The following is a 21,437-nucleotide window of genomic DNA, read 5'->3' as shown; positions in this document are numbered from 1 at the left end:
TTTTGGCTTAGAATTTTAATATGCCCAAATATAGTGCAATTTTATCTAATAAATAGGATTTAGATTTAATTTCTTACAAAGTAAATTGAAATATCATAATTTATAAGTTTAATTATATAAGCTGAAAAAGTGTAAAAATCTCCAACTTTACTTTAATATTTTTCAGACAATACCTTCTGTTTGTCAAATAATTAAATATAAAAAACAACTTAAAAATATAACGTTATGGGCGATCATAAAGACCTTACAGATGAATTTGCAGTAGACAAAATAAAAGATCTGGCTGCGCATATTAAAACGTGTATGTTTTGTACATATAACGAATACAGGATACAATCTCGACCTATGTCTGTGCAGAAAATTGATGATTTGGGAAACCTATGGTTCTTATCTGACAGAAACAGCGGACAGAATGCAGAAATCACACTGAATCCAATGGTTGAAATCTTTTTTGCCGAACCGCATGATAAATTCTTAACTCTTCATGGAACGGCAAGTATTTCATACGATCGAGAAACAATTGAAAAATTATGGAATCCAGCAGTAAAAATATGGATGCCAGGCGGTGTCGATGACCCAAATTTAAGCGTAATTAAAGTAGTTCCGGAAGATGGTTACTACTGGAATAATAAAAACGGAAAAATGGTTGCGATTGCAAAAATGACAGCTGCTTTTATTACAGGAAAAACTATGGATGACGGAATCGAGGGAAGCTTAAAATTGTAGTTTTTTTGAACCGCAAAGGTTTTTTTGAACCGCAAAGGTTTTTTTAAACCGCAAAGAGCGCAAAGGTTTACGCAAGGCACGCAAAAGAAAATAATCTTAGCGAACTTAGCGTGAACCTTTGCGCTCTTTGCGGTTAAACATCATTACTAAATTAAAAATTTAAAAATTAAAATCAAACAGTCATTCTTTTCAATTCTAAAGCATTCAAAATACCTGCTTCGCTTGCTGTATTATTAAAATAAATAAATCCTTTCTTGGAACGAATCTGGCGATATACCTCCCGTAATTCTTCCGTAGAATAACTTGAATGAAACAATCTTGGGATTCCATGAAAACGCATGTAAAGTAGTGGAAAATCTTTGAAGATAGTTTGAGGAAGATTGGGATAACTCACACTGCAAAATGTGATATTGTTTTCCTTAAATGCGTTCCAAACTTCATCGTTCCACCAGCTTTCGTGGCGAAATTCGACTACATTTTTGAAATTGTAATTAAGAATTCCGATTATGGCATGTAATTTTTCTCTGCTAAAAGCATAACTTGGCGGAAATTGAAAGAGAACAGCAGCGAGTTTGTCTCTCATGCCTTCCTTACAAATGTTATAAAAGTCATTCAAACGGCTTTCACAGTCTATAAGCTTTTTGATATGTGTGATTTCTTTTGGCACTTTTACCGAAAACAAAAAAGATTCTGGGGTTTTATTGTACCAATTTTGGAAAATACGAATGGTCGGAAATTTATAAAAACTGCCATTAAACTCATAAGTGTCAAAATGCTGGCAATAGAACTCAAACCATTTTTTGGAAGGAAGATTTTGAGGGTAAAAAACGTTCTTCCAAAAACTGTTGTAAAAACTGGAACAGCCTATTTTTACGTGATTTTTCATATATATAATTGTTGGCAGTTAGTGCAGAAAAAGCTTCTGCGTTTTCGATCTCCAGTCTGTTTTTTCTGGAAAGGAAGATTGCATCGTAAACATATACTTTTTGTATAGGCTTCCCAATGTTTTTTAAGTTCAAACTTCTTTTTCCAGTATAGAAATTCAAAACTGTATGTGGAGCATTCAGCAATAAGCTGGCTTTTTATATGAGGCGGAATTTTCTCTACAATCGATTCTGGATGCACATAACAGCGGTACAAAACTTCATTTTTTATAATGTTGCCTACTCCAGAAAAAATATCCTGATCTAAGATGACATCGCAGATCATTTTTTGAGGCATTTTTTCGATACTCTCTTGTGCTTTTTTAGGATTCCAATTTTCATTCATGACATCAACACTCCAATCGTAATGAGAATTAATGTCTCCCTCTAAAATTTTTACAGAACAAGTATAAAAATTAAGCTCTCCGTTTTCAAAAACTAAACTTAATCTGGGTTTTGAAACTTTACGCTCATTTATTCGGTATGTCCCAAACATGAGCATGTGAATTTTTACTGTAAATGAATCAAAACAGATTAAGAAATGTTTTCCCCAAGTTTTAAAAGCTAGAATGGTTTTATCCTGTAGCCTAGAAATATCAATATGCGTATTCCCAGATACAGAAATTATTTTCTGTCCCGTAAATTGCTGCACTTCTTCTTTTAAAATTACTATTGACGGACCTTCGGGCATATACTCAATTTTTTATTTAACTAAAAAAGTGCAGCTCTAAAACTGCACTTTTATTTTATTTCTTATGCTTATTCAATTTCTGCAGCTTCAAGATTTACTGCATTTACAGCAACTTCTGTCAGGGTTTTATCAGCACCTTTTTCTTCATCGAGTGTTTGCTCTAACAAAGTGGCTGCTTCAGGAATACCTAGAGTTTCGGCAAACTGTCTTAAAGTACCGTAAGTAGCAATTTCGTAATGCTCAATTTTCTGGCTCGCAGCAATAATTCCTGCATCACGCACTACTCCAAATTCTGTTTCTTCCAGCATTCCTTTAGCTTCTTCGATCAAACCTTCCATGGCATCGCATTTTTTTGCCGTTGGTTTTTTACCGACGATTTTAAATACTTCTTCTAAACGGGCAATTTGCTCCTCCGTTTCAGTTAAATGATTGTCAATTGCATCTTTCAATTCAACAGAAGAAGCATTTTTAACCATTACAGGCAAAGCTTTTGTCAACGCTTTTTCTGCCCAATAGATATCTTTTAGTGCTTCTTCAAATAATTCAGTCAATCCTGAGGCTGCACTCGATTTTGGCTTTGTAACTCCTCTTGGTGTTGTGTCTTTTGTACTTTCTTTTGCTGTACTTGCATTTTTACTATTTGTAGTTTTCATGGTAATAATTTTTTATGATTAATAACATGATAAAATTACTTCGTGAATAGCGAGAGAGGTTACAAGATTTTAAATTAAAATTCTATTCTAAACATCTGTTAATTATAGAATTACACTAAAAAATCTTATAAAAAATTCCTTCGTCTTGGTGTTAGATTTGTAAATATTAATCATAAAAAACAAACATCATGAATACTATCGATAAAAAAAACGGTTATAATACAGATTTAAAAAATCATTTTTCTGATGATCGAAATTTAGGTGAAGACTTAAAAGACGATAGACGACAAACGGATAATGATAATCGAGAAATTGCAGAGCGTGGCTATACTGTTAGAAACGGATATAATCCGAACAAGCCAAATCCAGATCAGGAAGATTATCTAAACGATGATGATTTGGACGACCTTAATGACGATTTCCATAACGACAGAGATCTAGAGGACAATAATGATGAAATCTATGAAGTCGAATTGGAAGATGATAATTTTGCAGAAGAAAATGACGAATTCGACAATCCTTCAGATCTAAAAGAAGATGAGTATGACTTTAACGAAACCGAAGATGTGCTAGAAGACATTGACGATGAGGACGAAGATGAAAATGATGACGAAGATGATGACGATTATATCGAAGAAGATATTGACGACGATGATAATGATTATGTAGAAGATGATGTTCAGGAAGATGATGATGAAGAAAGTTATCCCGAAAATGATCCGCGCAGATTTTAATCTTTTATTCGTATTAAAATAAAACCGTCCCGTTAAATAACGGGACGGTTTTTTTTGAGTCTAAAATTTAACTACTTAATCTCCAATAATTTTCAGTACTGGATTACCGTCTTTCGTGGTTTTATAATTATTACAGAAACCACAAAACGACACATTATAAAAGTCAATGTGCCGTTTTAAATTTGTTTTTATTTACTGATTTTTATACCCTTGTAGATCTTCCGCTGATTAATGAAATAACGAATAGAACTAAAAATATAAAGAATAAAATTTTAGCGATACTAGCGGCTCCAGCGGCAATTCCACCGAAACCAAATATTCCTGCCACTATGGCTAGAATAATAAAAGTGACTGTCCAACGTAACATAATAATAGTTTTTTAGTTAATAATGATTTTGTTTGTATTGCAAACTTTTAAGCTTTTGGAGAGATGCAGTAACTCTTTTATGAACAAGGCGTTTCTAAATTGATTTCGTAATTCTGAATCAATTCAGAAAATGCTATTTCTGATTTTGTAAAATATCTTCTTGTGCTTCGGCTTTTTTTTGCCAAATCAAAATATTTCTGAATGGAACCATCTTCGTAAGTTGAAATCAAAAGCGGATGAACGTAATAATCTTTGCAGACTTTTCGAGTGTTTCCAAGCGCTTCGGCCGTGAGATCAAAAGCGGTTATAATATTCTGTTTGACTTCTTTTTCATCTGAAGCCACTCCTATTTCCATTAAACTTTCAAAGAAAATAATAGACGCTGCCCAAGTTCTAAAGTCCTTTGCACTAAAATATTCGCCCGAAATATTGTGCAGATATTCATTAACGGCATGACTGTCCAGAACTTTTCGTTCGCCATTTTTATCATAATATTTAAAAACCTCATAGCCTGGAATTTCTTCGCAACGGCTTACCAATTTTACCAATTGTTTATTGCGAGTGGTAATAGTATGCTGTTTTCCTTTTTTTCCAACAAATTCAAATCGGAGGGAATTTTTATTGATATTGATGTGGCGTTTTCTTAAAGTCGAAAGTCCGTAAGATTTGTTGTCTTTGGCATATTTCTCATTTCCGATTCGAATATGCGTTTCTTCCATTAAACGAATCACCAAAGCAGTAACTTTTTCTTTAGACCATTCTTTTTGTTCCAAATCAAGATCGACTTGTTTTCTTATTGTTGGAAGTTTAGCGCCAAATTCTGCAATTTTGTAAAACTTGGTTTGGTTTCGAATCAAATTCCATCTTGGATGATAACGGTATTGTTTCCTGTTTTTAAGATCTGTTCCTACAGCTTGCAAATGTCCGTTTGTAATATCTGTTATTCGGACATTTTCCCATGCCGGCGGAAGCACCAAACTATTAATGCGTTTAATTTCGTTTTTACTTTTTACATTTTTTCCGTTCTTTTTATAAACGAAATTTTCTCCTTCGCGGCAGCGAACAATTGTTAATTGATGATCATTAATATATTCTAAGTCTAGTTTTTCAATTACTAGATGTGGCGCTTTAATTAGCTGATTCATTAAATTTTCTTTTTTCGCCGCATTCATGGTATTTAAAAATTTATCACAGAAATAGTTTTGAATTAATTTTAATTATTTCTTAAAGACTCGATTAAGTCTTTTTTGTTCATATAAGACCTTCCCTTTATGCCTACTTTACTGGCTTGTTTCAAAAGTTCTTCTTTTGTCCATTCATCATAAGGCTTTGCTTTTCCGCCTTTCTTTCCTGCGTTTGGCGTATTAGCGATACGAGCCGACTTTTCTTTGCTGTATCCCTTTTTCACCAATGCTTCATACTGCTCTTCATTCTTAATTCTTGGATCTGGCATGACTTTAATTTTTATGGTTAACATTTGACATTTCATATGTCAAAATCTGTTATATCAAAATTCATCATTAACACAGGAATTTTTGTTATAGAATTTTTGTCGCAAATTTCATTTTTGTAGGATGGGAATTGTGAAAGTGGAAATGTAAATTTTTCTTTTTTTGAGAAATCTAAAATGTTAAATATAAAAAATCCCAACTCTTTTGGAGTTGGGATTAAATTATCTCTTTTAATCTTATTTTTTTGAATGACAATATCCCTTTAGCTTTATTGTTTTTAAAGCACTTACAAATTGATTTTGAGTCTTCTCTTTTAAATTAAAACCATAGAAAGCCATTTTTACTTTATTAAAATCTTTGGAGTTTCCTTTCAAACTATCAATATAAATCCCCGTAGCACCAAATTCTACATTAGTTGGTATTGTCATTTTCGCTTTAAAACAATCTATTGAATAAAAGACAGATTTATATTTTTCATATTTTCTAAAATCAATATCTCCGCACAAAGAATCAACGATTAAATGTTTCGTTTCTTTTAAAAGTTCTTTTTGCTTTTTAGTTAACTCTGCATAAGATTGTTTATCAAAAACTAATGGAAAATCATTTGAGGCATCTCCAGAATACAAGCCAATATCAAAAATTAAAGAATCTTTTTCTGGTGTAATTATTCCACCAACATAACTGTCAACTCCTTTAAATTCCAATTTATTCCATTGTTCTAGAACTGTTATTTCAAAATCACCGAAATCGATGGTTTTATATTTTTTCTTCTGTTTACATGAAATTATTAGTATTGAAACTAAAATTATAAAAAGTGCCTTTTTCATTTTAGTATTAAATAAAATCTCCAATTACTATTTAGAGAATCCTTCTTCAGTTATGTATTTAAATTCGTAATCACTATTTAAAATACTACCTCCTATCCTAATAAATGTCCCAAATTGTCCTTTCCAATCTTCAATATCATTTTCTTTCGGTGTATCCCAACGAATCAATCCATAAAAAGTAGACTGATCATTTTCATCTTTTATAACAACACCAAATTCATTACCTAAAGAAACTTTCATTCCATAAATAAAATCTTTCTCCATATAAAGTGATTTTAGGCTAATTTAAAAATTTACATTTTAATCCTATAACAATCTCTAAAAATCCTGTAAGACATTCCTTTAACTTGTCTATAATTTTACATTATAACATTAAACTATTAAAATCATGAAAAAGTTATTATTAGCCGGAAAAGCCATTTTAGGAGCAGCACTTATTATTATATTCCTTCAATCTTGTAAAAACGAAACCAAACAAGAAGATCCAAAACAAGAAGATCCAAAAGAGGTTGCAGAAGATGCGAACGAAACAAAATTTGATTCTATTGACAGCAAAGAAGATGACTCTGAATTTTTAGTAGATCAAGCTGAAATTAATTTAGCTGAAATCGAAATTGGTAAACTGGCTCAAACAAAAAGTACTAACGCTGAAGTGAAAAAATTTGGTAAAATGCTTGTTGATGAGCACACTAAATCGGCTTCTGAAGTGAGTGCTTTAGCAAAAGCGAAAAATTTTACTCTTCCAACTTCTTTAACTGAAGAAGGTCAAGAAGAATACAATAAATTAAACGAAAAATCGGGTGTTGATTTTGATAAAAAATTCGCTGATATGATGATTGATGGTCACGAAAAAGCGATCAAGAAATTAGAAAAAGCCGCAAAAGATGCTAACGATCAAGAAATAAGAACTTGGGCTTCTAATAATATTGCAGGTTTAACAGCGCATTTGGAACATGCCAAAATGCTGAAACAAAACCTAGACAAAAAGTAAAATGAATTAAGACGCTAAGATTCTAAGGTTCTGAGATTCTAAGCTATTGAGTCTAAGAAACTCAAATCTTTGCTAAAAACCCCTTCAAGAGTTGAATTGCTTGAGGGGGTTGTTTTTTTGAGATGCTAAGATCATCGTTCTGCTTTATTAATTTCTAAATTCGCTAAGATTCTAAGCACAAAAGAAAAACTTAGTATCTTAGAATCTTACCAACTTAGCATCTTATTTAAGCGACGCCATATCAATCACAAAACGATATTTAACGTCTCCTTTTAATAATCTTTCGTAGGCGTCGTTTACATCATTTACACCGATTACTTCGACATCTGATGTGATATTATGTTCGGCACAAAAATCAAGCATTTCTTGAGTTTCGGCAATTCCTCCAATAAGAGATCCTGAGAAGCTTCTTCTACCTAAAATCAAGCTGAAAGAAGTTACAGGAAGCGGATCCATTGGTGCTCCAACCAGAGTTAATGTTCCGTCTACTTTTAGTAAATTTAAGTATGCGTCAATATTGTGTTCGGCAGAAACGCAATCTAAAATAAAGTTCAAACTTCTTGCATGCGCTGCCATTTGCGCTTCGTCTGTAGACAATACCACCTCATCTGCTCCAAGACGTTTTGCATCGTCTGTTTTAGATAAAGATGTTGTAAAAACCACTACATGAGCGCCCATAGCTTTAGCTATTTTGATTCCCATGTGGCCCAAACCACCGATACCTACAATTCCAACTTTTTGACCAGGACCAACTTTCCAATGCTTTAATGGTGAATAAGTTGTAATTCCAGCGCATAATAACGGAGCAACAGCAGCTAAATCTAACTTATCTGAAATATGCAAAACGAAGCTCTCGTCTACAATAATGCTTTGAGAATAACCTCCATAAGTTTGTCCTCCTAAGTGTTTGTCTGGAGAATTAAAAGTCTGAGTACTTCCCTCATCACAGAATTGCTCTAAATCATTTTTGCAATGTTCGCATTCTCTGCAAGAATCAACTAAACAGCCCACACCTGCCAAATCACCAACTTTGAAGCCTTTTACATGATCTCCAACTTTAGTCACGCGTCCCACAATCTCATGTCCCGGAACAATCGGATAAATGGTGCCATGCCATTCATTTCTAGCCGTATGTAAATCTGAGTGGCAGATTCCGCAATACAAAATTTCAATTTCTACGTCATGCGCCTTTACAGCTCTTCTTTTAATATCTAAAGTTTTTAATGGTGCTTCGGCAGCTTCCGTTCCAAAGGCTTTAATGCTTTTTGTTTCCATAATTTATTTGTTGTTTTTTGTTTTTGTTTCATCCCGATAGCTATCGGGACAGGTCTAAAACCGTTCTGAAATTGCAATAGAAATCTAGCTGACTTATACTGATTTGCAAACAGTTATATAAATTTCGATTATTTTTATCTAATCAAAAAATATAATATGTTATAAATCAGTAAGATCTGCGTAAAAAAACTTAGTCCCGATAGCTATCGGGATAGCAACTTAGTGTCTTAGAAACTTAGAAAGAATAATACTCTTCATCAGTAACACTATCCAGCCATACTCCCGAGCCTTTGTCTACTTCTGTCACAATGGTGATATGAGAATATTTGGTGTTTGGTGTTGCTCCGTACCAATGTTCTACTCCAGGCAAAACAGTAATTACCTTTCCTTTTTCGATAAGATTTATTTGTCCGCCTCTTTCTTGGTAATAGCCAACTCCATCTGTTACAATGATTAATTGCAGACTCGCACTACTGTGCCAATTGCTTCTCGCTCCGGGTTCAAAAGAAATATCTTTTATTACAGTATTTTCAGGGTGAATTTCGCTTGTCTGCTTTTTATATGACACTTCGCCTGTCATATAAGTGTTTGGAATTTTACCTTCTTCGATTACAGCAGTGAAATGTGTCGACATAATTTCGTTGTTTTTAGGTTAATAATTAATTTTTAAAATTCTTATAAGCTTATTTGAATGAAATAATCAGTACAACGAATCTCTTTTTTAGAAGGAGATTTTGCTTTTAATTAATACTTTAAAGATTTTTATTTTTTTCTATTATCAAAATTTAAAACTAAATGCAAAGCGGAACATGCTTTTGTGAAGTATTATTTAGTCATTAAAAAAACTGATGCAAAGGTTCGTTGTTTATTTCAGGGCAAATGTAGTGCAATACTGCAATGCAGAAATAACAATATTCAAACAAAAAATTAAGAAATTGAAACAATTTACATTCGAAGCGATTTTGGAACCGTTCCTGTAAGTCTTTTAAAATAATTATTGAAGTAACTCGGATATTCAAATCCAAGCGAATAACCAATATCAGAAATGCTCCAATCTGTGTGCTGCAACAAAGCTTTTGCTTCATTAATCACTCTTTCTGTAATGTGTGCCGTTGTCGGTTTTCCTGTAACTTCTTTCACAGAACGATTTAAGTGATTCACATGTACAGAAAGGCTTTGCGCATAATCTTGAGGAGTTTTTAAAGCTAAGGGCTGATCTTTTGTCTCTATTGGAAATTGTCTTTCTAATAATTCTAAAAACAAAGAAGTAATTCTTGAAGAAGCATTTTTATGTTTAAAGAAGTTCTCTGAAGGCTGCATTTTCATAGATTCATGAATAATCAAATTGACGTAACTGCGCATCAAATCATCTTTGAATGCATAATCGGTTTCGTATTCTTGAATCATTTTTTGGAATAACGAATCGATAAACACCTTTTGTTCAGGAGTTAAAGTAAAAATTGGCGTTCCTCCTATTTTAAACAAAGGCGATTCCTGAAGGGTTTCTGAACGGTCTTTTGTTTTAAAAAATTCCTCAGTAAAAACGCAAGCATAACCTTCAAATTTCTCAGAAACCGTTTCCCAAGAATATGGAATAATCGGATTACCGAAAAACAAAATCGTTCCGTCGGTTTCTATTCCACGGTCGGCGTATTGAATGATGCTTTTGCTGGTATTGATGCAGATTTTATAGAAGTCTCTTCGGCTGTAAACGGGAACTTTACTGAAATCTCCATTTATAGGATACACTTTAAAACCCTTCATTTTTAAATCTGAAGTAAAATCGCAATTCTGAGTTTCTGTCTGACTATTCATTTTGCAAAGTTATGAAAATCAAACAATATTTTTTTGTTTCAGGTTTAAAGTTTCAGGTTTTAGGTTTAACCGCAAAGAGCGCTAAGGTTTACGCTAAGTTCACTAAGTTTTTTTTAATTAAAGAAAATGCTCGCAAAGTCACAGAGACGCAAAGTTCTTTTTGAATTGCCTCCAGCTTTAGCTGGAGGTCTAAAAAGCTAAGTCAAAGAGGCTTTAGCCAAACTTAGAACCGTTTGGCTAAAGCCTTTAAAAGTACCTTTTTTTCACATCCAGCTAAAGCTGGACGCAATTCATTTATTGGTATTAAAAAAACTTTGCGTCTCTGCTCCCGATAGCTATCGGGATTGCGAGATTAAAAACTTAGCGTAAATCTTTGCTCCCGATAGTTATCGGGATTGCGATAAAAAACTAATTCTTTAAACTAGCAGCTCGCAATCCTTTCCCAGAAGCATATAAAACCACTTCTTTAGCATTTTCATCTTTTTGAATGATAATTTGCGCATAACCATTAAAAAGCTTTCTTTTCCAAGGTTCTGCAGGCGTTATAACCTGAATGATTCCTGGATCGGTATTCATAACATCCCAATCTTTTATTTTTTGCAAGGGCGTTGCTGCAATGTGAATCGTGTTTTTGCCTTCTTTTAGAATAGATGCATTCAAAATATATTTTTGAGAATCTTCTTTGTTTGGTTCCACTTTAGTTCCGTTAACGAAAATCACTGCCTCTGCTCCTATTTTTTTATAAAAGAAGCTCACGTGATTAGAAGCCGAATTACTTTTCAAATCAAATTCACCTTTATAAATATATGATGGCGCTTGTTTTTTATAATCACGATCTTTAAAAGCATCACTCCATTCATTTTCAGGATAATTAGGCAATTGTTGAGGCAAAGAAGCACTTTCTACCTTTTGCTCTTTAAAATTATTTATGGCAACTAATGCAATGTCATCAATAAACTGATCACTTTCTAATGAAGTTGGATCTCCGTTGCCCACTCCTAAAATTTTTCCGCCTTTTATAGATAACGTAATTTCGTCGTTTGCGGTCGGAACGTGCAAGCCATTTTTATCAGTAGTTTCAACCGTTACAACCGAAACATTTCCCTTTAAAACATTTTCTTTATCTAATGACAATTTGATGTTTTCTGGTTTTCCAGTTGTTTTTTGAATATCTGAAAGCACTTTTTTTCCGTTTTTATAACCCACAGCTTCCAAAGTTCCTGCAGCGTAATTTACTTTCCATTCCAAATGGCTGTTTTGCACCATCTTCTTTTTTCCTAAACTTTTTTTATTCAGGAATAGCTCTACTTCATCGCAATTCGAATACGCCCAGACATCAATTGCTGCACCTTCCATTCCGCTCCAATTCCAATGTGGGAATATGTGTAAAATAGGTTCTTTCCCCCACCATGATTTTAAATAGAACACATTGTCTTTAGGGAAACCGCAAACGTCCATCATTCCGAAATAAGAAGTCACAGAAGGCCAGCCATAAGGCGTTGGTTCGCCTCGATAATCAAAACCTGTCCAAATAAACATTCCAGCTAAATAAGGTCTTTCAGCATAAAATTTCCACCCTTCTTCGATACTATAAAAAGTGGGACGAGGTTTTTTATCATAAGCGCTTTGGTAATGTTTGGCATCATCGGTAAAATAAATGCCTCGCGTGGCAAAGGTCGAACCTTCTTCTGTACCCATTCCTGGCTGATGCTTAAACTGATTTCTATGCGCATCGATATCTCCATTTCCAAGATAATTATAGCCCATGATTTCCACTACATTCGATATTCCGCTCTTAAATCCGCTGCTGATTCCTACCGTTACAGGTCTTGTCGGATCAATGCTTTTGCTGAAATCCTGCATTACATTGGTAATTCTTTCACCCGTAATTCCGCCTTCAATCTGCCACTCTTCATTTCCAACAGACCAGCAGAAAATACTCGGATGATTTCGGTCGCGCTCGATAATTCGTTGTAAATCATTCAAATGATAATCGTTGATTCCCATCAAACGCGTTTCATCAATAACCAGCATTCCCAATTTGTCGCAAGCGTCCAATAATTCTGGCGTTGGCGGATGGTGCGAACAACGATACGCATTCGAGCCCATTTCTTTCAGTTTTGCGATTCTGTAGTACTGAATTTCATCTGGAAGGGCTGTTCCAATTCCCGCATGATCTTGATGGTTGTTTGTTCCTTTAAGTTTAACCTGTTTTTCGTTAAGGAAAAAGCCATTTTCTGGATCGAACTTTATGGTTCTGATTCCGAAAGAAGTTTTGTAGTGATCAATTACTTTTCCTTCACTTTTAATTTCTGTGACCAATTGATACAAATTTGGATTATCAATATCCCACAAAAGCGGATTTTTGACGTTTAATTTTGCTGTGTAAGTATTTGTTTTGTAAAATTCAGGAGCTAAAACATTTTCAGTATTTACTGCAACTTGTTTTCCCAAAGCATCCAAAATAGTTTGGTTTATTTCTACATTTCCTTTAAAATGACCTTTATTTTCCAATTTTACTTCTGCAGTAATTGAAGCATTATCATTCACGATTTCGGAAGTTACGTACGTTCCATTCAGCACCACATGAAGAGGATTCGTTTTCTGAAGATAAACATGCCTGTAAATCCCTGCGCCTTCATAAAACCAGCCTTCTTCCATAGAAGCATCGACACGAACTACGATGGTATTTTCGCCTCCATAATTAACGTAAGCCGTTACATCATACTCAAAACCATTATAACCGCTTTCCTGTGTACCTAAATAAAATCCATTAAAAAAGACTTTTGAATTTCTAAAAACGCCATCAAATTTTAAAGAAATGATTTTTCCTAAATCATCATTTGAAATCGTTATTTTCTTTCTGTACCAGCCAATGCTTTTCTCTGGGAAATTTTTCCCTGCTGCTTTAAATCCGTGGCTGAAACTTGCGCTTTCGCTAAAAGGCTGTTCGACTGCCCAATCGTGCGGAAGATCTAATTTTCTCCAAGCTCGATCATCAAATCCAGAAGCAGCTGGCCCATCGCCAAATCCAGTTTTAGTTAAATAGGAAAAATAGCCTTCTGCATGGCCAAAATCTTTCTTTGTATCGTATGAATGTCCAAATGAAAACCGCCAATCTTTATCAATTAGAATGACTTCTCTTGCTGATTCTTTCTGTGCAAAAACAGGAATTGAAAATAGAATTAAAAAACAAAGAATTGTTCTTAAAAGGAAATTGGTTTTCATAGGTTTAGTTGTTAGTAAAATCAGATAGTGATAAAAATAAAGCTTTTAGAGAAGAAACATTAATAGTATTTTGTCAAAATATGATAAGCCATTCATAACAAATGCTTCTAGAATGGGCTTTCAAAATTTAGAATGAATCTAATGGCTTCAGATTCAAAAATGATTTTCTTTTGATGTAATTTTATATTTAAATCATAAAAAGCAATTACCACTATGAGTACTATTATTAACGAAAATAGACTCCAGACAACTTTTAAAAACCTTGATCAGAAGATTAGCAAACTTAATGATCAGAAGATTGTCGCTTTTTTTGAATCTTTAGGATTATTGGAAAGAAAAGATGTTCCAAAAGACTTTTTGAACTGGGAAAATATACTAATTGTAGTTCCAAATCGACATGTCTCTCACGAACTGAAATATTATAAATATACCATTTCACGAATTTCATTCTTGACTAATCCTTACGCAGATCAGATTCATATTTTTGATCTGAAAGATTGGAAAAGCGCTTCGCAAAACAAAACGCAGTTTCAGATTAGAGAAATGCTGAAAACGAGTTTTGGAGGTGTAAAGAAAGTTATTAAGGAATCTTAGAAAAGAATTAAAAATCTGGAATTAAAAATTAAAAGCCCAATCGATATTGGGCTTTTTTGTTTTTAACTGCACTCGCAAAATTTTATTTTCTCTCGCAGATTTGGCAGATTATGGGGATTTTTTCTGCTATTTATAAAAGATTAAATCTGCTCAATCTGCCAAATCTGCGAGAGAAAATCTTTTAGATGAAATACTTTGCGGTTAAGAAAAATTTATTGTACCTCTAAAAGCTCTTTAATTTTAGCTTCTAAAGCCTGTCCATGAATGTTTTTTGCTAAAATGATTCCGTTTTTATCGATTAAAAAGTTCAAAGGAACAGATTGCAGCATATAATCTCCGACAACAGGAGACTGCCAATATTTTAAATCACTAACATTCGTCCAAGGCAATTTTGCTTTTGCGATTGCTCCTGTCCATAAAGGTTTTTTAGTATCCATAGAAACTCCATAAATCGATAATTTGTCTGGATAAGCATTATGCAATTTGATTAGCAATGGCTGTTCTTTAATGCAAGGTCCACACCAAGAAGCCCAGAAATCAACTAAAACTAATGAGCCACGCAAAGAAGAAAGCGCTACTTTCTCTCCTTTTGTATCTGGAAGATCGATTTCTGGAGCAATATCTCCAACATCTACGCCTACAACTTGAGCTTTAGAATTGGTAATTACACAGCATAAGAATGCTAGAATGAGTACAGTTTTTTTCATGATTAAGTTTATAATTAGATTACGGGGCTGAAATTTATCTCTCGCAAGTCGCAGAGGCGCTAAGTTTTATAATTAAGTTAAGCATTCGGCTAAAGCCTTCTCTCTTACCTTTTTTTAACCTGCATCTAAAGCTGGAGGCAATAGATTAAAAAACTTTGCGACTTCGCGTCTTTACGAGATTTTTCTATAGGCAAATATAAATTTTCTTTCACAAAACATCTAGTTTTCTGTATTGCCAATCATAAAATTATACTAAATATTTCTCTTCAAATCCATATATCGGGAAAAGTCGATATATTTGCACTATGGAAACGATCGAAATTTTTAAAGCATTATCTAATAAGTCCCGACTGCAAATGTTGGAATGGCTAAAAGAGCCCGAAATTAACTTTCCTGGCCAACTGGAACATGCAGGATTTGAGCATGGAGTCTGCGTTGGACAGATTCAAGCCAAAGCTGGTTTGACACAATCTACTGTATCTGAATACCTGTCCATTTTACAGCGCGCTGGTTTTGTTGAAGCCAAACGTGTTGGACAATGGACTTATTATAAACGTAACGAAGGTGCCTTTGAAGCACTTAGTAAATTAATTCAATCTAATTTGTAAAATTACTATGAGTACAAACAACCTATTCTCGGAGTTTAACTTAAAATCGTTAAACCTGAAAAACCGAATTGTAATGGCGCCAATGACGCGCTCTTTTTCTCCTAACGGAGTCCCAACCGATGAAGTCGCAGCTTACTACCAAAAAAGAGCTGAAGGCGAAGTTGGATTAATTTTGTCTGAAGGAACTGTTATTGACAGAAAATCATCTTCTAATGATGCGAATGTTCCTCACTTTTATGGCGATTTAGCTTTAAATGGATGGAAAAAAGTGATTGATGGAGTTCATGCTGGGGGCGGAAAAATGGGACCGCAAATCTGGCATATGGGAATTATGGACAACCATCATTCTGGATGGGTTCCGCCTGTTCCTTTTGAAGGGCCGTCTGGATTAAACCGACCTGATTTCAGAAACGGCGTTGCCATGACTGAAAAAGATATTGAAGATACTATTCTTGCTTTTGGAAAAGCTGCTGCTGATGCCAAAAGATTAGGATTTGACACTGTTGAAATTCACGGTGCACACGGTTACTTAATTGATCAGTTCTTTAGAGCTGAAACTAACTTGCGTGACGATATTTATGGCGGAAAAACTTTGCCAGAACGTAACCGATTTGCAATTGAAGTAATTAAAGAAGTGAGAAGACAAGTTGGTGATGATTTTGCAGTAATTATGCGTTTTTCTCAATTCAAACCTTCTGACTACAACTATAAATTGGCAAAAAATCCGCAAGAATTAGAAGCTTGGCTTACTCCTCTTGTTGATGCCGGAGTTGATATTATTCACGCTTCACAACGCCGTTTCTGGGAACCAGAATTTGAAGATTCTGATTTGAACTTTGCAGGATGGGCTAAAAAAGTTACTGGAGCACCAACTATTACTGTTGGTTCTGTTGGGCTTTCTGGTGATTTCTTCGGTGCTTTTGCTGGAGAAAGTTCGCAACCAACTTCTTTAGAAGAATTAAACAGACGTTTCGACAGAGGCGATTTTGATTTGGTTGCCGTTGGAAGACCTCTTTTATCAGATCCGAATTGGGTTGCTAAAATCAAAGCTGGAAAAACTGATGAGTTGAAAGGTTTCAGTAAAGAAGCTTTAGGACAATTGGTTTTAGAATAATTTTTTTTTTAAAGGTTCAAAGGGACAAAGAAACAAAGTGGCAAAGGTTTTCTGCTAAACTGCTTATTCTTTATCTTGTTAAATAAAAAAACACAAAATAAAAAGGGATGAAGTCAGACTTCATCCCTTTTTGAATATCTATAACTAACAAAATTTAGAAATTCATTTTTTTTAGGTTCAGACTTGCAGAGCTACAAAGGGACAAAGTATAAAAACTTTGCGCCTTTGTCACTTTGTTACTTTGTACCTTATTTAGACCTTTTTTGAAATTTTTTCACAAGCCAGTTTCTTACTGGTTCATCGTATAATTTTAAGCATACAAATGCTAGTATGATACTTACTATCAATACTCCTATTCCTTCTAAATAGCCATTTTCCATGGTCACTTTGTTGTCTACAACCCAAGCTGTAAACCAATAAATCAATGGGTAATGTGTAATGTAAATTGGATATGAAATATCTCCTAAAAGTTTGCAGATTTTCAATGAAAATTCATTTTTAATTTCTCCCCCTGCCCCGATTGCTACAATTAGAGGGAAAATAAAAATAATACAGATCGATTCGTACAAACCGTTGATCCAAAGGCTGTTTTCGTCTCCAAATCTTGGCAATGCCAAAACAATGGTGATTAAAATACTGCAAATCCAAAAAGCATTTTTTACATGGATTAATTTCCCTAAACGGCATAATAAAACTCCAGCAAAAAACGGGAATAATAGACGGGTAAAGCCAACATTCATTTGCTCTAAATTCAGAGACCATCCTCCAATTACATCTCCTTTTGGGCCAAATACTGTATAATTAATTAACAGTCCGGCAAATATCAATACAAAAACTGACATTACTTTATTCGAAAATTTACGGAAGATAACGGCGTACAAGATATTTGCGATGTATTCGAAAAAAAGCGACCATGCCGGACCGTTTAAAGGATGCATTTCTCCCCAACCTCTAATTTCCATTGAAGGCGGAATTGGCAATAAGGTGAATCCTATTACCATGGTTAAAATAACTTTCCAGAATTCCATTCCTTTAATCATCGGAAACAGTATGTCTGAAGCTTGAAAATAGTAAAATATAGCTCCAATGATCATTCCCAGAATTACCATTGGCTGTAAACGGATTAAACGGCGTTTGTAAAACTCCCATTGGCCCATTTTACCCCAGCGGTCATCGTAGGCATAAGCCACAACAAATCCAGATAAAAGGAAAAAGAAATCAACGGCCAGATATCCGTGATTGATTATTTGAACAAATCGATTGCCACCAGCAAAAGCTTCAAAAATATGAAAAGCAACTACTAAAATAGCAGCAACACCACGCAAACCATCAAGTATTTCGTAGTGTTTTTTGGGTTTAATATCAACTGAAATTGAACTCATTTTTGTTTGGTTTAAGGTTAAGTTAGGTTTTAATTTGAAGATTTTAGATTGCAGATTTTAGATTTTCTACATTCTCAAAACCCCATATTTTAGCTTGGAATTTAAAAATTGAAATTTAATCTATTGATGATTTTTAAGCCACTCTAATCTTCTTTGGTCTGGAAGATGCTTTACAGAGAAATTTTCGAATTTTGCTTCAAAACCTTTTCCGTCTGGCGAAGCAGCCATTAGCCCCACCATAACTGGCGTATTGTCTTGCAAAGGAGCATTTCTGGTTAGGATGTAATTTTTATCATCAAACGAATAAAATACCTCAACAGCATCTAATCTTCTCACAGCTTTAATCCAGATAAACGGCGGAGCTTTTTCTAAAGTTATCACACTCCAATCGCTTTTGTTATGCGTTACAACAGTACTGACATTAAATTTACCGTCTACAAATTCTACTCCTGTTTTAATATAATTCTTTTCGTCAATACGAATCATTAATCCCATCTGATCAAAACGAGCAATATAATTTCCTGTCAATTTTACTTTCGCTTCAAACTCGCCTCCATAAGTTGCATAATAAAAAGGCGCATCATCTACCGTAAAACCATAATGCGAAATCCTCCAATAATCGCTGTTTGCAGTAACATTCATAATTAAAGCATTGTTTTTAATTTCCCATTTTTCAGGTTCATTAAACCATTGCATTTTATTCAGGCTTTGTGCTGAAATATTTTTCGCAAAAAATAAAGTCAATATTGCAATCGTAATTTTTTTCATGTTGTTTCTTTTTTTACCATTAAGATATTAAGAAAATTAAGTTTGACTTAATGAATCTACTTTTAATACTTAAATATTAAGAAAATAAAGCTTCTTTTTATGTTTCTTAATGTCTTAATGGTGAATTTTTAACCAAAAGCAAAGCTGCAAATTTTTACACTTGCAGCTTTACAAACCAACCAATTTTTAGAAATAAAAAAACTTATTTAAGTGAAAAATTCACTTTAGATTTAATATCTGTCGAAGAAGCTCCAATAATCGCTTCAAAATCACCAGGTTCAGCAACCCAGTCATGTTTTTTATTGTCAAAGAAACTTAAAGCCGATTTATCAATTGTAAATGTTACTGTTTTTTCTTCACCAGCTTTAAGAGCTACTTTTTCAAATCCTTTTAATTCTTTTATCGGACGTGGCAATGAAGATTTCAAATCAGAAATATATAATTGTACCACTTCAGAACCTTCTCTGCTTCCTGTATTCTTTACGTTAACTGAGAATGTGATTTTATCTCCAGCATTCACTTGCTTTTTGTCTGCTGTAACTTTTCCATAAGCAAAAGTCGTATAGCTTAAACCGTGTCCAAAAGGAAATAAAGGTTTGATTTTGTTTTTGTCTGTCCAACGGTATCCAACATAAATGCCTTCGTTGTATTTTACGTCATCACCACCTGGAAATTCTCCTAAAGCATGAGCTCCATTATCAGATAATTTTACTGGGAATGTGAAAGATAATTTTCCTGATGGATTCACATCTCCAACCAATACATTTGCCAATGCATTTCCTGCCTCTGTTCCTAAAAACCATCCTTGCACAACTCCCGGAACTTCTTTAATCCAAGGCATTGCCACTGCATTTCCAGAAATATTTACAAAAACAATGTTTTTATTTACTTTCGCTAATTCGCTGATTAATTTATCCTGACCATAAGATAAATTCAATTCTTTACGATCGTGTCCTTCATCATCCTGATTTGGACTTTTGTTTAATCCTCCAATAAAAAGAACAATATCAGCATCTTTAGCAACTTTTAAAGCTTCTGCAGTCAATTCAGCTTGAGGACGTTTCTCTTCTAAACTTACTTTAGCCACAACGCCGTTGTAGTTGCTTGTAGGATCTCCAACATAACCTCTTGCATAAACGATTTCAGCTTGGTTTCCGATTCTTTTCTTTAAACCTTCAAGCGGAGTGATTTCGTATCTTGCTTTAAGTGAAGAACTTCCTCCTCCAACTGTCATCATTTTAATGGCATTTTCTCCAATTACAGCAATCTTTTTAGTTTTAGAAAGGTTGATTGGCAAAATATTGTTGTTGTTTTGCAATAAAACGATTCCTTCTTCAGCAATTTTGCGTCCTGCCAAAGCATGTTCTTCAGTTCCAAAAGATCCGAAAGGACGGTTTCTGTCCATTGTTGTCAAGAAAGATAGACGTAGAATGCGACGTACTTTTTCGTCTAATTCTTTAGTTCCCACCTCACCTTTTTTGATCATTTCAGCGTATGGTTTTGCCAAATAATAGTTGTCATAAGCATTACTTGTTCCCCAAGAAAGACCGTTTGTCCATGAACCAAATTCCATATCCAAACCATTGTGGATGGCTTGCTTCGTATCATTAACTCCTCCCCAGTCTGAAACTACAACTCCTTTGAAGCCCCATTCTCCGCGAAGAATATCATTTAATAAATATTCGTTGTGGCAGCATTGCTGTCCTTTATATTTGTTGTAAGATCCCATAATTGACCAAACATTTCCTTCTTGAACAGCCGCTTTGAAAGCAGGAAGGTAAATTTCGTATAAGGCACGATCGTCAACAATTACGTTCACAGAATTACGGTTTGTTTCCTGATTGTTTAAAGCAAAATGTTTTACACACGCGGCAACACCGTTTGATTGAACTCCTTTAATGTAAGGAACAACCATTTTGGCAGCTAAAAACGGATCTTCTCCCATATATTCGAAGTTACGTCCGTTTAATGGGCTTCTATAAATGTTTACACCAGGTCCTAATAATACGTTTTTGTTACGGTAACGTGCTTCTTCTCCAATAGATTTACCATATAAAGAAGCCAATTCTTTGTTCCAAGTTGACGAAAGTGCTGTCAGCGCTGGAAAAGCAATACAAGAATCGTTTGTCCATCCTGCTTGATCCCATTCGTCCCATTTTACCTCTGTACGAATTCCGTGTGGTCCATCGGTCATCCAGTTTTCTGGAATTCCAAGACGTTTTACACCTGGAGAACTAAATTTAGACTGCGCATGAATCATGGCGATTTTCTCTTCGGTTGTCATTCGTTTAAGCGCATCTTCTACACGCTCTTCAATCGGTTTTTTATCGTCTAGATAAACTGGCACTTTGTTCTGAGCATTCATTCCAGCAGAACTTAGTAAAAGTAAAACAACAATTGTTTTAACGTTTTTTAACATAACAGTAATTATTAAAGCATTAGTTCATTAAGTGGGAAAAGTCTTCTTGAGAAAAACTTTTATATCATATTGTAAAACTAAAACGTTATCGTACAAGTTACATTTTTAGACTAAAAAAAGTAGTAGATCAAAAAATTAAAATATTGATTTTCAAATATTTAAAA

The 21,437-nt window shown here is 34.1% G+C and carries 22 protein-coding genes; 6 read left to right on the top strand and 16 right to left on the bottom strand.

The window, feature by feature from the left end:
- Positions 1-225 precede the first annotated feature (225 nt).
- Positions 226-726 (top strand): pyridoxamine 5'-phosphate oxidase family protein, encoded by a 501-nt coding sequence (locus FF52_RS04180; RefSeq protein ID WP_008463196.1) that lies wholly within the window; start codon positions 226-228, stop codon positions 724-726.
- A gap of 172 nt (positions 727-898) precedes the next feature.
- On the opposite strand, the gene FF52_RS04175 is transcribed toward FF52_RS04180, so the two are convergent.
- The 3 genes from FF52_RS04175 to FF52_RS04165 form a co-directional block, all read right to left on the bottom strand.
- Positions 899-1,612 carry a DUF72 domain-containing protein gene (locus FF52_RS04175; RefSeq protein WP_008463195.1) on the bottom strand — a complete coding sequence of 238 codons (714 nt, stop codon included), beginning with the start codon at positions 1,610-1,612 and terminating at the stop codon, positions 899-901.
- Positions 1,609-2,340, bottom strand: a complete 732-nt coding sequence (locus tag FF52_RS04170; RefSeq protein WP_008463194.1) for a DNA-formamidopyrimidine glycosylase family protein — start codon at positions 2,338-2,340, stop codon at positions 1,609-1,611. Before FF52_RS04170 ends, FF52_RS04175 begins: the two co-directional genes overlap by 4 nt.
- A 68-nt stretch (positions 2,341-2,408) precedes the next feature.
- Entirely contained in the window at positions 2,409-2,993 is a 585-nt protein-coding gene (locus FF52_RS04165) for a ferritin-like domain-containing protein (RefSeq protein WP_008463192.1), read from the bottom strand.
- Between the two features lie 188 nt (positions 2,994-3,181).
- Here FF52_RS04165 and FF52_RS23585 point away from each other — a divergent pair, with 188 nt between their 5' ends.
- On the top strand, positions 3,182-3,727 hold the full coding sequence (locus tag FF52_RS23585) for a hypothetical protein (protein ID WP_008463191.1): 546 nt from the start codon (positions 3,182-3,184) through the stop codon (positions 3,725-3,727).
- A gap of 202 nt (positions 3,728-3,929) precedes the next feature.
- On the opposite strand, the gene FF52_RS23330 is transcribed toward FF52_RS23585, so the two are convergent.
- The 5 genes from FF52_RS23330 to FF52_RS04135 all read right to left on the bottom strand — a co-directional run bounded on the left by FF52_RS23330 (position 3,930) and on the right by FF52_RS04135 (position 6,636).
- Positions 3,930-4,094, bottom strand: a complete 165-nt coding sequence (locus FF52_RS23330) for a DUF1328 domain-containing protein (protein ID WP_008463190.1) — start codon at positions 4,092-4,094, stop codon at positions 3,930-3,932.
- Positions 4,095-4,171: 77 nt separating this feature from the next.
- Positions 4,172-5,239, bottom strand: coding sequence for a DNA topoisomerase IB (locus tag FF52_RS04150; RefSeq protein WP_237718518.1), 1,068 nt, complete (start codon positions 5,237-5,239; stop codon positions 4,172-4,174).
- 68 nt (positions 5,240-5,307) lie between these two features.
- Complete coding sequence (locus FF52_RS04145) at positions 5,308-5,547, bottom strand: hypothetical protein (protein WP_008463188.1); 240 nt, start codon at positions 5,545-5,547, stop codon at positions 5,308-5,310.
- A 234-nt stretch (positions 5,548-5,781) separates the two neighbouring features.
- Positions 5,782-6,372 (bottom strand): hypothetical protein, encoded by a 591-nt coding sequence (locus FF52_RS04140; protein WP_008463187.1) that lies wholly within the window; start codon positions 6,370-6,372, stop codon positions 5,782-5,784.
- Between the two features lie 27 nt (positions 6,373-6,399).
- On the bottom strand, positions 6,400-6,636 hold the full coding sequence (locus FF52_RS04135; RefSeq protein WP_008463186.1) for a hypothetical protein: 237 nt from the start codon (positions 6,634-6,636) through the stop codon (positions 6,400-6,402).
- A gap of 124 nt (positions 6,637-6,760) precedes the next feature.
- On the opposite strand from FF52_RS04135, the gene FF52_RS04130 reads away from it, so the two are divergent.
- A complete protein-coding gene (locus FF52_RS04130; protein ID WP_008463185.1) occupies positions 6,761-7,363 on the top strand; it encodes a DUF4142 domain-containing protein in 603 nt (200 codons plus the stop codon).
- 222 nt (positions 7,364-7,585) lie between these two features.
- Here the strand turns inward: FF52_RS04130 and FF52_RS04125 are convergent, their stop codons facing one another.
- From FF52_RS04125 to galA, 4 genes are all read right to left on the bottom strand, one after another.
- Positions 7,586-8,638 carry an NAD(P)-dependent alcohol dehydrogenase gene (locus FF52_RS04125; protein WP_008463184.1) on the bottom strand — a complete coding sequence of 351 codons (1,053 nt, stop codon included), beginning with the start codon at positions 8,636-8,638 and terminating at the stop codon, positions 7,586-7,588.
- Between the two features lie 235 nt (positions 8,639-8,873).
- A complete protein-coding gene (locus FF52_RS04120; protein ID WP_008463182.1) occupies positions 8,874-9,272 on the bottom strand; it encodes a cupin domain-containing protein in 399 nt (132 codons plus the stop codon).
- 311 nt (positions 9,273-9,583) lie between these two features.
- Positions 9,584-10,453: a helix-turn-helix domain-containing protein gene (locus FF52_RS04115; RefSeq protein ID WP_008463179.1), complete on the bottom strand. Its 870-nt coding sequence runs from the start codon at positions 10,451-10,453 to the stop codon at positions 9,584-9,586.
- 408 nt (positions 10,454-10,861) lie between these two features.
- On the bottom strand, positions 10,862-13,681 hold the full coding sequence (galA, locus tag FF52_RS04110; RefSeq protein ID WP_008463177.1) for a beta-galactosidase GalA: 2,820 nt from the start codon (positions 13,679-13,681) through the stop codon (positions 10,862-10,864).
- A gap of 213 nt (positions 13,682-13,894) precedes the next feature.
- Here galA and FF52_RS04105 point away from each other — a divergent pair, with 213 nt between their 5' ends.
- Complete coding sequence (locus tag FF52_RS04105) at positions 13,895-14,275, top strand: hypothetical protein (protein WP_008463176.1); 381 nt, start codon at positions 13,895-13,897, stop codon at positions 14,273-14,275.
- 212 nt (positions 14,276-14,487) lie between these two features.
- On the opposite strand, the gene FF52_RS04100 is transcribed toward FF52_RS04105, so the two are convergent.
- Positions 14,488-14,982 (bottom strand): TlpA family protein disulfide reductase, encoded by a 495-nt coding sequence (locus FF52_RS04100; protein ID WP_008463174.1) that lies wholly within the window; start codon positions 14,980-14,982, stop codon positions 14,488-14,490.
- A 305-nt stretch (positions 14,983-15,287) separates the two neighbouring features.
- Between FF52_RS04100 and FF52_RS04095 the strand changes: the two genes are divergently transcribed.
- Together FF52_RS04095 and FF52_RS04090 are read left to right on the top strand one after the other, a co-directional pair.
- Positions 15,288-15,590 carry an ArsR/SmtB family transcription factor gene (locus tag FF52_RS04095; protein ID WP_008463172.1) on the top strand — a complete coding sequence of 101 codons (303 nt, stop codon included), beginning with the start codon at positions 15,288-15,290 and terminating at the stop codon, positions 15,588-15,590.
- A 7-nt stretch (positions 15,591-15,597) separates the two neighbouring features.
- Positions 15,598-16,704: an NADH:flavin oxidoreductase gene (locus FF52_RS04090; protein ID WP_008463171.1), complete on the top strand. Its 1,107-nt coding sequence runs from the start codon at positions 15,598-15,600 to the stop codon at positions 16,702-16,704.
- Positions 16,705-16,952: 248 nt separating this feature from the next.
- Here FF52_RS04090 and FF52_RS04085 read toward each other — a convergent pair whose 3' ends face one another.
- From FF52_RS04085 to FF52_RS04075, 3 genes are all read right to left on the bottom strand, one after another.
- Complete coding sequence (locus FF52_RS04085) at positions 16,953-18,086, bottom strand: acyltransferase family protein (RefSeq protein WP_008463170.1); 1,134 nt, start codon at positions 18,084-18,086, stop codon at positions 16,953-16,955.
- 120 nt (positions 18,087-18,206) lie between these two features.
- A complete protein-coding gene (locus FF52_RS04080) occupies positions 18,207-18,854 on the bottom strand; it encodes a DUF1349 domain-containing protein (protein WP_008463169.1) in 648 nt (215 codons plus the stop codon).
- A gap of 202 nt (positions 18,855-19,056) precedes the next feature.
- Positions 19,057-21,273, bottom strand: coding sequence for a glycoside hydrolase family 3 C-terminal domain-containing protein (locus FF52_RS04075; protein ID WP_008463168.1), 2,217 nt, complete (start codon positions 21,271-21,273; stop codon positions 19,057-19,059).
- Positions 21,274-21,437 lie beyond the last annotated feature (164 nt).

Origin of the sequence: Flavobacterium sp. F52, from assembly GCF_000278705.1 — a bacterium.
Taxonomy (GTDB): domain Bacteria; phylum Bacteroidota; class Bacteroidia; order Flavobacteriales; family Flavobacteriaceae; genus Flavobacterium; species Flavobacterium anhuiense.
The sequence above is the reverse complement of the archived record's forward strand: the minus strand, read 5'-3'. Positions and strand labels throughout refer to the sequence as shown.